A 13,527-nucleotide genomic window follows, 5' to 3' on the forward strand; every position below is an offset into this window, starting at 1 on the left:
CGGAGCGGCAGCGTGGCTACGGCGCCATTCGACGCTCTGCGGGCAGGGTCGGTTTTCCTCTCAAGAAAGAGGCGGGGGATGCCGATAAGAGCTGTGAGTCCAAAAGGTTAGGGACCAGGCACAGGAGGGTAGCCCATGAATGTCGACAACCGGATTGCCAGGGCCGAAGAGTTGCTGGCCACGATTCCCGAACTTCCAACCGTCCCGACGGTTATTGTCAGCATTGTACAAAAACTTCACGACCCCGAGGTGGATATTCAGGAAATTCTCGACCTTCTCCTCATGGACCAGGTGCTGACGATCAGGCTCCTGCGGCTGGCCAATTCTCCCTATTACAGCACCATGAAAAACATCGTCTCCCTGAAAGAGGCGATCCTATACCTGGGGCTGGATCACATCAAAGAGGTCATCTACACCTGCTCGATCGTCGACCTGTTCAGGGAAGGAAAGGGGGTCATCGATCGGGCAACACTCTGGTCCCACGCCCTTGGCGTCGCCCTGGTCTCCAAGAGGATCGCCAAAAAGGTCGGCTACGCCGAACCGGATAATGCGTATATTGCCGGGTTGCTCCACGACATCGGCGAGGTATTCCTCAACTACTATCTCGAACCGATGTTTGCCCAGATCGCCCAGAAGGCCAAGGCAGAGGGGCATTCCTTCCACGGGGTCGAGTCCCTGTTGCTCGGCACCACCCACAACGAAGTGGGTCACGTCATCGGCAGACGGTGGAATGTTCCGAAATTCGTGACTGATGCCATGCTCTACCATCATGAGCCGACCCACGCTCCCCAGGATGATGCCGGCCTCGTTTCCATCATCGCCGTCGCTGACCAGTTCTGCCGCTGGCGGAGCATCGACTACGGCGGGTATGAGGTGAGCGAGGGGGGCGAGACCGAATACGCGGCGTGGTGCCGCATGGCCGGGCACTTTCCCGGCATCGATGCAGACGCCATTGAGACGATCCTCCGTGACCTGGACAACGCCATTGAAGACATCAGGCTCCAGGTGGAATCGATCTTCCTGTTCATCTGAGAGCCCTTGTTGCGGCGGACGCCAGTGATGGGCATCACCTCACGATGGGGCATTCATGTCGCCCCTGGGGCGTCGGAACCTGCCGATCAGTAGATGCACGATTTTGCGGGCGAGGAAGGCAAAGACAAGGAGAAATACCACGACCCCTCCCAGCATCAGAAGGGGGTGTGTCAGGGCGATCAGGGAGCCGCCCACGGCGAAGAGGTCCTCCACCAGGCTTGCCCCGATGTTGCTGATGGGCTCCGGGCTCTGGTTGAGGATCACACGGGTGCCCGCCTTTGCCGAATGGGCGGTGAAGCCGATGCCGCCACAGGCGAGGACGATCGCCACCTGAATCCACGGATCATAGTTGCCGATAACGGTGTAGCCGAGCACCGCGGCCCCGATTGGGCGGATAAAGGTGTGGATCCCGTCCCAGACCGTATCGACGAGGGGAATCTTGTCCGCCAGGAATTCGACAACGAAACATGCCGCCGCAATGGCAAGCACCCGCCAGTCGGCAAGGACCGAAAGCCCTGCCAGGCCTTGTGGAAGATGGAAGGAGCCGAATCGCAGGGCAAGGCCAATGGCAAGGATTGTCGTGTAGAGCCTCAGCCCCGAAAAGAGTGCGATGCCGGTGGCCGTCCCCAGCAGTGCTAGTATATCCATGGTGAATCATCCCAGTCCGAACGTCGGTTGTATGCTCCTCTTCGCCAAGACCTGACCCTCGGGTTTCATTCGACCACTTCGAGCACGCCTTCCATCCCCTTTTCCCGGTGGCTCTTGAAGAAGAGAAGTTTCTTGTCGCAGTACATACTGTACCTGCCGGTCTTGACCGGGGTGAATTTCACGATTTTCGGCTCCTCACCCAGGCTGACATCAAAAACGATCCCGGCCTCCGGCGAGTTCATGGCGATATTGTGGGGAACCATCCCCGCTTCTTTTCGTACCTTCAACTCCACCGGCACGTTCACCTTGACAACGATATGGCCCGGTTTGAAGAAGTAGCTCCCCCCAACGATTTCCACATGCTGGATCCCGTCGCTGCCGATGGTGGCAAAGTAAGGTTTTTCCTCCTCTTGGGCTGCGACAGCCGCAAGGCTGCCTGCCGCCAGCATCATCACGATGGCGATAGTTGTTTTCATTGAAGGACTCCTCTGTCGCGGTTTGTAAGGTAATTCTAAGGCGCGAGGCGTGCTTGTCAATGGAAGGGAAAGGCGTGGAAGTATTACATCTCCACCCGCGTCACGACACCCTGGAGGCGGCTGGCCGGCAGCTTGTGGAACTGGACGAAATTTGGGGTGAGCTTTTTGAAGACCGAGAAGACCCGCCAGAGGGGGTTGCGGGTGGAGATGTCCTCGACCCCGTAGAAGATGACCTTCTCCTGGATGCCGTTCGCCTTGAGGAGCGCCTCAATGTCCACCACCTCCATGTATCCGGCCTCGATCCGGAAGGCGTCAAGCCCCGGCCCGATCCCCTTGATCAGCTCGGTCTCGACCCCCAGGGGCTCGTCGGTGATGACGAGGGAGATGAAGACGTTGCGCTCGTAGATGATGTTGCTCCGGATGATGCAGTGGACCACGTAGGGGGGGACCACGTCGGTATCGCGGGTGAAGAAGAGTCCGGTCCCCCGGATGGGCCCCTTGGCATAAATCTGCTCGTAGGAGATGAGGAAAGTCTCTAGGTCGAGGGGTTTCAGGGCGTGGTAGAGGGAGCGCTGTCCCCGGGTCCAGATGATGATGGTGACAAAGGGGATCGACGCCAGGATCAGGGACCAGTAGGCTCCGTGGGGGATCTTGGAGAAAGTGGAGAGGAGGTACGCGGCGTCGATGAGGGTGATCACCAGGGCCACCAGGGCCCGCCACTTCTTGGTGGTGTGGGCGAAGACGATGATCATCATGATGCCGGTGATGGTCATGGAGCCGGTGACCGCCATGCCGTAGGCGGCGGCCAGGTTCTCGGACTTGCGGAAAAGGAGCATCACGAGGATGACCGCCACCATGAGGGACCAGTTGACGGCCCCCAGGTATATCTGGGATTTGATCTCCCGGGAGGTGTAGTCGACCCGCATGAGCGGCAGGAGCCGTGTGGTGATCCCCTGGTAGACGATGGAGAAGACCCCGCTGATGATGGACTGGGAGGCGATGATGGTGGCCATGATGGTGAGAATGAGGAACGGGATGTAGAGGGTCGGCATCTGATCCCGGACCATGCCGAAGAGGAGGTTTTTCGCCTCCGGGTGGGTAATGGCGAAGACCCCCTGCCCCAGGTAGTTGAGGTAGAGGGCCATGAAGACAAAGTACCACGACTTGACGATGGGGCGGCGCCCCAGGTGTCCCATGTCGGCGTAAAGGGCCTCGCCCCCCGTGGAGCAGAGGATCACCTCGGAGAGAACGAAGTAGCCGGCCAGACCGTTCTCCCGGAAGAAGGTGAAGGCGTGCCACGGGTTGATCGCCTCCACAATCTCGGGCATGGAGAGGGCGGAAACGACGCCGGTGACGGCGAGGGTGCTGAACCAGACCGCCATGATGGGGCCGAAGGCGCCGGCCACCCGGTCGGTCCCCTTGAACTGGACTGAGAAGAGGCCGATGGCGATGGCGGCGGCGATGGCGACAAGGGTCCCGGTGGAGAGCCCTTCGAGGCCGGGGATCAGGAGGAGCCCCTCCACGGCGGAGAGGATACTGATGGCGGGGGTGATAACCCCGTCACCCAGCAGGAGCGATACCCCCACGAAGGAGAGGAAGCCGGCAAAGGCCACGAGACGCCCCGTCTTCACCAGCTTCATGATGATCTCCCGCAGGACGATCTCCCCCCCCTGCCCCTTGCGTCCCAGGCTCATGGCGAGCCAGGCGTACTCCATGGTCACCAGGATCGTCATAGTCCAGAAGACCAGCGACAGGATGCCGAAGACGTTCTCCCTCGTCGGCTGGGTCAGGGTGAAGATGACGGTAAGGGTATAAATGGGGCTCGTGCCGATGTCGCCGAAGACGAGGCCGAGCGCCTTGACGATTCCACCCAGTGAGGCGTCTCCCTTATGCTGGTCCATGGCCCGTCCCCTCCTCGGATTACATCTCCACCCGCGTCACAACACCCTGCAGCTTGCTGACCGGCAGCTTGTTGAACTGGACGAAGTTGGCGGTCTGCCGCTTGATGGTTGAGAAAACGCGCCAGAAAGGGTTGTTGGTGGCGATGTCCTCGATGCCGTAGAAGATGACCTTCTCCTCGATTCCCTTCTTCTTGAGGAGCCGCTCGATGTCAACCAGCTCCATGTAGCCGGCGAGGATCTCGAAACTGTCGAGCCCCGGCCCGATCCCCTTCGTGAGATTGGCCTTGACGCCAAAGGGCTCGTCGGAGCGGTTCAGGGAGACGAAGACGTTCCGTTCGTAGATGATGTTGCTCCGGATGATGCAGTGGATCACATAGGGGGGGACCACCGCCGTCTCCCGCACGAAGAAAAGTCCGGTGCCGGGAATGTTGTGCCCCTTGGCGTAGATTTGCCCGAAGGAGAGGAGGAACGTGTCCAGGTCCAGGGGCCTGAGCGCCCGGTAGAGTGCCTTTTGCCCCTGGGTCCAGATGATCATGATCGCCAGGGGAATCGAGGCAAGGATCAGGGACCAGTAGCCGCCGTGGGGGAGCTTGTGGAAGTTGGCCGTCAGGTAGACCAGGTCGATGAGGGTCACCGCGAGGGCGATGGGGACCTTCCACTTTTTGGTGGTGTGGGAGAAGATCATGGTCATCATGATGCCGGTGATGAACATGGTGCCGGTGACCGCCAGGCCGTAGGCCGCGGCCAGGTTTTCCGATTTCTTGAAAATGAGCATGATGAAGATGACCGCCACTAGCAGTGACCAGTTGACGGAGCCGATGTATATCTGGGATTTCAGGTGCGTGGAGGTGTAATCCACCTTCATGAGGGGGAGGATCCGGGTGGTGATCCCCTGGTAGACGATGGAGAAGACCCCGCTGATGAGGGCCTGGGATGCGATGATGGTGGCCATGATGGTGAGGCAGAGGAAGGGAATGTAGAGAATGGGCGCCTGGCTCTTCACCATGGAGAAGAGAATGTTCGTTTCGTTGGGGTTTCTCAGGATGAAGGCCCCCTGCCCCAGGTAGTTGATGACCAGGGCGCTGAAGACGAAGTACCAGGCCCGGATGATCGGCTTTCGCCCCAGGTGCCCCATGTCGGCGTAGAGGGCCTCTCCCCCGGTGGCGCAGAGGATCACCTCCGAGAGGATGAAGAACCCGGCCAGGCCGTTGTGCATCAGGAAGGTCACGGCGTGATGGGGGCTCACCGCGCTGACGACCTCCGGAGTGCCGGCGATCGACACGATCCCCGACAGAGTCAGGGCGCCGAACCAGATGACCATGATCGGCCCGAAGGCGCCGGCCACCTTGTCGGTTCCCTTGAACTGGAAGATGAACAGGATGAGGGCGATGACCGCCGCAATGAAAATCAGGACCCCCTGGGCAAGGTTCTCCCATCCCGGGATCAGCCGCATCCCCTCCACGGCGGAGAGGATACTGATGGCCGGGGTGATGATGCCGTCCCCCAGCAGGAGCGAGACCCCCATGAAGGCAAGAAAGCCGACGAAGGCCACCTGGCGCCCCGATTTCAGGAGCCGGACCAGGATCTCCTTGAGAACGATGGTCCCCCCCTCTCCCTTGCGGCCGAGACTCATGGCGAGCCAGGCATACTCCACGGAGACGAGGATGATGAGGGTCCAGACGATGAGGGAGAGGATGCCGAGGACATGCTCGGCGTCCGGTTTCGTCAGGGTCATGATGACCGTGAGGGTATAGATGGGGCTCGTGCCGATGTCGCCGAAAACAAGCCCCATGGACTTGATGATTCCGCCCCAGAACGATTCCGTGTGTTCCTGCACCATCCGTGCATCCTCCAAGGCTCGCGAGCCGGTGCCGAGCATCGGGATGCGAGCCAATGTATACAGCCGGCCCCTTATATCACTTAGCACACGGCGGCACAAGCGCAAACCGGCTCCTGTTCCGGCCATTCTCCTTGACCTTCTCTCCCCCCTTCGGGTAGTCTGAACGGATGCATAAACCCTACGAACAAAAGAAAAAACCGGAACTTCTCGCCCCGGCCGGCTCCCTGGAGGCCTTCTTCGCCGCCATGGAGAAGGGGGCTGACGCGGTCTACGCGGGGCTCCGGGAGTTCTCAGCCCGAGCCAAGGCGAAAAACTTTCCCCTCACCCAGATGGAGCGGATGGTGGCCTACGCCCACGGCCTCGGCCGCAAGGTCTACATCACCCTCAACACCCTGGTGAAGGAGGGGGAACTGCCGCAGCTCGTGGAGACCCTCGCCGCCCTGGAGGCCATGGGGGCCGATGCCGTCATCCTCCAGGACCTGGGGGTTGCCCGTCTCATCCGGGACCACTTTCCGGGCCTTCCCCGCCATGCCTCCACCCAGATGACCATCCACAACCTCCCCGGCGCCCGGATGCTCAGGGATATGGGGTTCGAGCGGGTGGTCCTGGCACGGGAGCTCCACCTCGACGACATCCGCCATATCAGCCGGGAGTCGGGGGTGGAGATCGAGTGCTTCATCCACGGCGCCCTCTGCTTCGCCATCTCGGGGCAGTGCTACTTCTCGTCATTCCTCGGGGGGCACAGCGGCAACCGGGGGCGCTGCGCCCAGCCCTGCCGCCGCCACTACCGCTATCGACAGAACGAGGGGTACTTCTTCTCCACCAACGACCTCTCCACCGTGGACCTCATCCCCGACCTGTCCGCCGCTGGTGTGGCGTCCCTGAAGATCGAGGGGCGGATGAAGTCGGCCGAGTACGTGGCAAGCGTGGTGGAGGCCTACCGCCTCGTCCTCGACGCCCCGGAGCGCAAGCGGGCCGAGGCGGCGGCCCGGGCCAAGGAGATCCTCAAGTTCTCCTTCGGCCGGGTCCCCACCAAGGGGTTCATGGCCTCCCGCACCCCCACCGACATCGCCATCCCCACCCTCCGGGGGGCTACGGGGCGCTTTCTCGGGGAAGTGAAGAGCGTGCGGGGGGACCGGCTCACCTTCGAGACGAAAGACCGCCTCTTCGTGGGGGACCGGGTCCGGGTGCAGCCCAAGAGCGACATGGCCGGCAAGGCCTTCACGGTGAAGGATATCTTTGTGGGGAAGGAGCGGGTGAAGTCGGCGAAGGAACGGAGCATCGTCACGGTGGTGTCCCCTTTCGCCTTCAAGGCGGGGGACGCGGTCTTCAAGGTCTCCTCCGAGACCGCCTTCACCATGAGCGAGAACGCCTGCCTGAAACGCCTCGACGCGGTCAAGCCGGGGAAGATCCCTTGTGCCCTTGAGCTTTCCCTTGCCGGGGAGACCCTCCGCATCGGCGCTCAGGCCGCCGGTGCCGAATTTGCCGCCGAGTTTCCGGTCGGTCTTCTGGAGCCCTCCACCACCAGCGACATGGCGGGGGTCCTTCGGGCCCAGTTCTCCCGCACCGGCGAGACCCCCTTCGAGCTTCTGGGTCTTGACGCTCCGGGCTTCCCCTCGGTCCTCATCCCGCCGGCTCGGCTCAAGGATATCCGTCGCGACTTCTATCGCCGACTGGGCGAGAAGGTGGCGGCCGGCGTTGCCCAGCGCCGGGCCGAAGCGCGGAAACGGGCACTGGCCTCCCTGGTCCCGCCGGGGCACCCGCGTCGTGAGGTCAAGGGCGAGGTGACGGTCCGGATCGAGCACCTGCGCGATACCGCAATCCTTCGCCAGCAGGGGGTAGACGCCATCATCCTTCCGGTCTCCCGGGCCAACATCCACCAGGTTCCCCTTGCGGCGCGCAAGCTCCGGGGGGATGAGGGGCGGATCATCTGGCACCTCCCCTTCGTCATCTTCGACGCGGACCTCCCCTTCTACCAGGAGGCGGTCGCCCTCCTCACGGGGCAGGGGTTCCGCCGCTTCGAGCTCTCGAACCTCTCCCACTTCCCCCTCCTTGCAGGACGGGACGTGGAGCTCTCCACCGACTACCGCCTCTTCTCCCTCAACACCCAGGCCATCATGGCGTGGCACGAGCTGGGGGTGACCACTTCCACCCTCTACATCGAGGACGACGTGGAGAACATGGCGGTACTCCTCGGCGCGCCGGTGCCGGTGCGACGGCGGGTCCTGGTCTACGGCGGGGTGCCGGCCATGACCACCCGCGTCGCCATCAAGGGGGTGAAGGGGGACGCCCCCCTGGTCTCTGACCGGGGCGAAGAGTATGAGGTGGCGGTGCGGGGAGACCTCACCACCATCACCCCGGCGGTCCGCTTCTCCGTCACCCACTTCCGGGGCCGGCTCCAGGAGGCGGGGTGCGGCTCTTTCGTGGTGGACCTCTCCCAGGCCCCCCGGGAGCGGTGGCGCCCCATCCTCGACGCCCTTGCCCGGGGCGAGGGGGTGCCGGGGACGAGCGAATTCAACTTTGTCATGGGATTGGTATAGATACTATGGGAAACAGCACCGACTCGATCATCACCGACTATCTCGTCCGCGTCATCGCCAGGGACGGCAGCATCCGGGCTCTCGCCTGCGTCACTACCGGCCTCGTGGGTGAGCTCTGCCGGCGCCACGGCACTTGGCCCACGGCCTCGGCGGCCCTGGGGCGGGCCGTGACCGGCGGGGCCCTCATGGGAGCGCTCCTGAAGACCGGCCAGCGGGTGGCACTCCGCTTCGAGGGGAACGGCCCCCTGAAGAATATCCTCGTGGAGGCCGACGCCAACGGCGCCGTCCGTGGCTGCGTGGGGAACCCGGAGGCGAACCCCCTGCGGGAGGACGGCAAGCTGGATGTGGCCGCCGCCATCGGCCAGGCCGGGCTCCTCACCGTCACCAAGGACCTGGGGCTCAAGGAGCCTTACACGGGGACGGTGCTCCTCTACACGAGCGAGATCGCCGAGGACCTCGCCTACTACCTGACCGACTCGGAGCAGGTGCCGTCGGCGGTGGGGCTTGGGGTCTTCGTGGAGCCCGACGGCGCCGTCGCCGCTGCTGGCGGGTTCCTCATCCAGTCGCTCCCCCCCCACAACGACGAAGCGGTGGACCGGCTCATGGAGCGGATCGGCGCCATGCCGCCGGTCACGGAGCTCCTCCGGCAGGGGAAGAGCCCCGAGGGGCTCCTGGAGTACCTCTTCGAGGGGATCCCCTACGACACCCTGGAGAAGCGGGCACTGGCCTTTGTCTGCTCCTGCAGTCGGGAGCGGATCGAGCGGGTTCTCATATCGCTTGGGCGTGACGACCTCGCCTCGCTCCTGGCCGAACAGGGGGAGACCGAGGTGACCTGTGAGTTCTGTCGGGAGCACTACCATTTCGGCCGCGACGACCTTGAACGTCTCCTTGCCGGGATTTCAGCAATGTAACGCCCGTCCTCGCAAATTCCTCCGCCGCGGGTATACTTTTCGGTGATTCCCCCACGCAGCGGAGGCCAACCATGACAATCCACGACATCACGGTTCCCCTTTCTCCCGACCTCCCCGTCTACCCCGGCGACCCACCGGTCACCTGCGAGCCGGTCACCCGCATCGCCCGGGGAGACACAGCCAACGTCACCCGCATTACCATGACCACCCACAGCGGCACCCACCTGGACGTGCCGGGCCACTGCCGCGATGGCGGCGCCACCGTGGACCACCTCCCCCTCTCCCTTCTCATGGGGAAGGCCCGGGTGCTGGACATCCGCGGCGAGCGGGCCATCGGCCGCCGTGAGCTTTCCCGTCTTCCGGTGCGGGGAGAGGAGCGGCTCCTCCTGCGGACCGACAATTCCCTCCTCTGGGAGAGCCCCGGCTTCCAGGACGATTTTGCCCACCTCACCGAGGAGGGAGCCGCGTTTCTCATCGAGGCGGGAGTCCGGCTTGTGGGGATCGACTACCTCTCCATCGAGGGAATCGCAAGCGGCATCACCGTCCACCGGATGCTCCTGGACGCGGGGGTTGTGATCCTGGAGGGGATCACCCTTGCCGAGGTGGAACCGGGTGAGTACGAACTGGTTTGCCTTCCCCTTAAGATTGCCGGCGGGGACGGCGCTCCGGCCCGGGCCATCCTCCGGGGGAGGGAACCGAAGGGGGGAGAAACCCCCTTCGACCCCCACACGACCCGTTGGCCCGTGGCCTGACAGGGGGCGTCATGGCAGGATCACGGAAGATCGTCAGCGCCCGGGAGCTGGACCTCCTGCGCCGCCTTCTCCGGGAACGGACCGAGGAGCTGGAGCGGGCCAACGAGCGCCTCTTCATGGCCACCCAGGTGAAATCCGAATTCCTCTCCCACATGTCCCGGGAGTTCCAGCGACCCCTGGACCGCATCGTCGACTTCGCCTCCTGCCTCCGGGACGGCGCCATGGGGGAGGTGAACCCCGAGCAGCGGAGTGGCCTCGACGCCATCGTCATACGGGGGATGCGGCTCCAGCGGATGCTGCAGCGGGTCCTGGAACTCTGCAGCAGCGATCTGGGGATGGCGGTCTTTCTTCCCAAGGAGTTTCCCGTCGAGGATGCCCTTGAGCGGGTGGTGAAGCGACTGCGGGAGAGGGCCGAGAAACAGGGTGTGGCCATCGATGCCGGCTGCGTTGATGGGGGAACCCTCCTGGCCGACGAAGGGAAGTTCTCCTTCATTATTGAAGAGTTGGCCACAAATGCCCTCAAGTTTTCACCCCGGGGGTCACGGATCACGGTGCGCCTGCGGAACGTGACCGGAGGCCGGGAGGAGCGGTTTCTGGAAGTGGCGGTTTCCGACCAGGGGCCGGGTATCCGGGAGGAGGAGCTGGGGCAGATCTTCAAGAGCTTCGAGATGGGGAGCGGCGCGATTGCCAGCCCCGGAAGCCTCGGGCTCGGGCTCGCCCTGGTGAAGCACTTCGTGGATCTTCACGGGGGGAGGATATCCGTCGAGAGTCAGGCCGGGGAGGGGAGTTCTTTCACCGTTCTCCTCCCCAAGGGTGGTCCCTCGGTTCGCATGGTCCGCACGCCCCGGGTCCTCGTGGCCGGTCTGGAGGAGGACTTCGCGGGGCCTCTTCTTTCGCGGCTACGGGACGAAGGGTATGAAACCATCACTGCCGGCGGCGGTCAGGACGCCCTGGACAAGGGGATTTCCATGGCCCCGGACCTCTGCATTCTGAGCCTCTCCCTCCCCGAAGTGGGAGGGATCGACGTCTGCCTGCGACTCAAGGCGCACGAACGGAGCAAGCAGATCCCGGTCATTATCACCGCCCCCTATCCTGACCGCTCGGCCAAGGTGGGAAGCGCCCAGGCGGGGGCCGACGGTTTTTTCGCCCTCCCGGCCGAAACGGAGGAGCTCTTCCTCAAGGCCCGCAGCCTCATCGCCCAGAAGCTCAATTACGATTTCCTCAAGCGCAATTACGAGATAGCCGCCAGCGAGGCGTTCACCGATCCCCTTACCGGCCTCTTCAACCTGCGCCAGTTCTGGTTGAGCCTCGACCACGAGCTGGCCCGGGCCCGCCGCTACGGCAGGCACTGTTCCCTCGCCATGATCGACATCGATTTCTTCAAGCAGTACAACGACCGGCACGGGCACCTGCGCGGCGACGAGGTGCTGAAGGAGATCAGCAAGCTTTTCGTTGCCAGCATCAGGAACTCCGACATCGCGGCCCGCTACGGTGGAGAGGAGTTCGTGGTCATCATGCCTGAAACCGGCCGCGACCTGGCGCTCATCGCCGGGGAAAAGCTGAGGCGGGCCGTGGCCGAGCACCCCTTTTCCCTCCAGGAGACCCAGCCGGGCGGTCTCCTCACGGTAAGCGTCGGCATCGCCACCTTCCCCGACGACGCCGCGACGGCCCGGGAGATGGTGGATGCGGCGGACCAGGCCCTCTACCGGGCCAAGGGGCTGGGAAGAGACCGGGTGGAGAGCCGTTCCCCGTAGTCTGTGGCGTCCCGGACGGCGGGTGGTATACTGGAAAGTGTAAGAATACTGCAGGCGATTGGGCGGAAGGCAGGAGGCCTTCCGGGAAAGGGGTGTGACGCCTATGACAACTCCACGTGGATCAGCGCGGTTTGGCGTTGAGGAGCACGGCAAGAGGGCAGCCCGCAGCACGGATGTCTACCTGCCGGCTGAAGGTAAGGAAGAGGCGGTGGTCTGCACCGGGTGCAAGGCTACCTTCTGGGGGAAACGGTGGTTCAACGAGGGTGACGAAGGGGCAAAGTTCCCCGCCGGCCATCTGCCCCACAAGGGGGTCTGCCCGGCCTGCCAGCGGATGAAGGACAATAACCCCGCTGGGGTCGTCACCCTGTCCGGCGACTACCTCCTCAAGCACGAGGAGGTGATCCTGAACGCCGTCAAGAATGTCGAGGCGAAGGCGCGGGCCAAGAATCCCCTGGCCAGGATCATGGAGATCGGCCAGGAGGCGAATGTCCTCACCATCCGCACCACCGACGAGAAGCTGGCGGAAAAGCTGGGGAAGGAGATCTACAAATCCCACAGCGGGAAGCTCGGTCTTCAGTGGAGCCAGGACGAGGGCTTCGTTCGGGTGAACTGGACACGCTGACACAGAAAAGGGCGACGGAAACGTCGCCTTGTTTTGTCAGAAAATCATTGAAACACAGAGCAACCGTGTTCTCAGTCAACAAATTAGTGCAGAAGTGGAGTGAATTTCGAGTGATCCCACTTCTGGTTGTTTTTCACCATGGCATTGAGGATGGTGAGTAGTTTTCGCATGCAAGCGGTGATCGCGACTTTGTGAAGTTTTCCGGCGCTTGTAAGGCGTTGATAGAAGGCTTTTATAACCGGGTTAAACCTGGCGGCACACAATGTTGCCATGTACAGGACAGAACGCACGGTTGCTCTGCCACCGGAGATTGCGCGCTTTCCACGGAATTTGCCACTGTCCCGATTATAGGGGCATACTCCGACCAGAGCGCCAAGCTGCTGTCGGGAAATGGTCCCCAACTCCGGAAGTGCTGCCAGTATGGTGGCCGCAGTCACAGGGCCGATGCCCTTGACACTGGTAAGGATTTCTTCTTTTGCCTTCCAGGATTCGCTGGACTGAATAAGAGTTGAGATGTCTTTATCAACGTCATCGATCTGCTGTGTCAGCCAGGCAATATGGGTCATGATGCCTTTGCGGACCGTAGGTGCAGCGGAAATCACGCGATTTTTTTCCGCCACAAGCATCTCGACCAACTGCCGGCGGCGGGCCAGCAGTGCTGCTAGATTTTGGCTTGTCTCGTCCTTGAGCGGCCTGATTTCAGGCTTGATGGCTTGGGCAAATCGGGCAATGATCTTGGCATCAAGAATATCGGTCTTCGCCAGCAGCCCGCATGCTTTGGCAAAGTTTCTGACCTGCCGAGGATTAACCACGACCACTGGCAGACCCGCTGCTGATAAGGTGCTGACAGCTAGCATCTCCAAGCCGCCGGTGGCTTCGAGAACAATCCGACAAGGGGCGTTCGTAATGAGCCACGTCGTCAGCTCAGCACAACCGGCATCATCGTTAGTCACCCTTTTCTGGTCACCAGTTGGCATGAGGTAGACATCAAGATGCTCTTTACTAACGTCGACTCCAACAACTGCATCATTGGGTTCCATATTCTCTCCAG

General features: G+C 62.6%; 11 protein-coding genes. 6 read left to right on the top strand and 5 right to left on the bottom strand.

Translation table 11 applies throughout. From position 1 onward, the window contains the following. Nucleotides 1-135 precede the first annotated feature (135 nt). Nucleotides 136-1,032 carry an HDOD domain-containing protein gene (locus GMET_RS00175; RefSeq protein WP_004513802.1) on the top strand — a complete coding sequence of 299 codons (897 nt, stop codon included), beginning with the start codon at nucleotides 136-138 and terminating at the stop codon, nucleotides 1,030-1,032. A 39-nt stretch (nucleotides 1,033-1,071) separates the two neighbouring features. On the opposite strand, the gene GMET_RS00180 is transcribed toward GMET_RS00175, so the two are convergent. The 4 genes from GMET_RS00180 to GMET_RS00195 all read right to left on the bottom strand — a co-directional run bounded on the left by GMET_RS00180 (nucleotide 1,072) and on the right by GMET_RS00195 (nucleotide 5,897). After that, complete coding sequence (locus tag GMET_RS00180) at nucleotides 1,072-1,680, bottom strand: DUF4126 domain-containing protein (protein ID WP_004513803.1); 609 nt, start codon at nucleotides 1,678-1,680, stop codon at nucleotides 1,072-1,074. A gap of 65 nt (nucleotides 1,681-1,745) precedes the next feature. Continuing rightward, nucleotides 1,746-2,156, bottom strand: coding sequence for a hypothetical protein (locus GMET_RS00185; protein ID WP_004513804.1), 411 nt, complete (start codon nucleotides 2,154-2,156; stop codon nucleotides 1,746-1,748). 83 nt (nucleotides 2,157-2,239) lie between these two features. Next, on the bottom strand, nucleotides 2,240-4,057 hold the full coding sequence (locus tag GMET_RS00190; protein ID WP_004513805.1) for a KUP/HAK/KT family potassium transporter: 1,818 nt from the start codon (nucleotides 4,055-4,057) through the stop codon (nucleotides 2,240-2,242). Nucleotides 4,058-4,076: 19 nt separating this feature from the next. Next, nucleotides 4,077-5,897 carry a KUP/HAK/KT family potassium transporter gene (locus GMET_RS00195; RefSeq protein WP_004513806.1) on the bottom strand — a complete coding sequence of 607 codons (1,821 nt, stop codon included), beginning with the start codon at nucleotides 5,895-5,897 and terminating at the stop codon, nucleotides 4,077-4,079. Between the two features lie 167 nt (nucleotides 5,898-6,064). On the opposite strand from GMET_RS00195, the gene GMET_RS00200 reads away from it, so the two are divergent. The 5 genes from GMET_RS00200 to GMET_RS00220 all read left to right on the top strand — a co-directional run bounded on the left by GMET_RS00200 (nucleotide 6,065) and on the right by GMET_RS00220 (nucleotide 12,476). Next, nucleotides 6,065-8,437 carry a peptidase U32 family protein gene (locus tag GMET_RS00200; RefSeq protein WP_004513807.1) on the top strand — a complete coding sequence of 791 codons (2,373 nt, stop codon included), beginning with the start codon at nucleotides 6,065-6,067 and terminating at the stop codon, nucleotides 8,435-8,437. Nucleotides 8,438-8,442: 5 nt separating this feature from the next. Further along, nucleotides 8,443-9,348 carry an Hsp33 family molecular chaperone HslO gene (gene hslO / locus GMET_RS00205; protein WP_004513808.1) on the top strand — a complete coding sequence of 302 codons (906 nt, stop codon included), beginning with the start codon at nucleotides 8,443-8,445 and terminating at the stop codon, nucleotides 9,346-9,348. A 71-nt stretch (nucleotides 9,349-9,419) separates the two neighbouring features. Continuing rightward, nucleotides 9,420-10,100: a cyclase family protein gene (locus GMET_RS00210; RefSeq protein WP_004513809.1), complete on the top strand. Its 681-nt coding sequence runs from the start codon at nucleotides 9,420-9,422 to the stop codon at nucleotides 10,098-10,100. Nucleotides 10,101-10,111: 11 nt separating this feature from the next. Then, the gene (locus tag GMET_RS00215; protein ID WP_004513810.1) at nucleotides 10,112-11,854 is read left to right on the top strand and encodes a diguanylate cyclase; all 1,743 of its coding nucleotides are present in this window, start codon (nucleotides 10,112-10,114) and stop codon (nucleotides 11,852-11,854) included. A gap of 103 nt (nucleotides 11,855-11,957) precedes the next feature. Next, complete coding sequence (locus tag GMET_RS00220; RefSeq protein WP_004513811.1) at nucleotides 11,958-12,476, top strand: BCAM0308 family protein; 519 nt, start codon at nucleotides 11,958-11,960, stop codon at nucleotides 12,474-12,476. An 83-nt stretch (nucleotides 12,477-12,559) separates the two neighbouring features. Here the strand turns inward: GMET_RS00220 and GMET_RS00225 are convergent, their stop codons facing one another. Continuing rightward, nucleotides 12,560-13,516 carry an IS110-like element ISGme8 family transposase gene (locus tag GMET_RS00225; protein WP_004513407.1) on the bottom strand — a complete coding sequence of 319 codons (957 nt, stop codon included), beginning with the start codon at nucleotides 13,514-13,516 and terminating at the stop codon, nucleotides 12,560-12,562. Between the last annotated feature and the right edge of the window lie 11 nt (nucleotides 13,517-13,527).

Origin of the sequence: Geobacter metallireducens GS-15 (assembly GCF_000012925.1) — a bacterium.
Classification (GTDB): domain Bacteria; phylum Desulfobacterota; class Desulfuromonadia; order Geobacterales; family Geobacteraceae; genus Geobacter; species Geobacter metallireducens.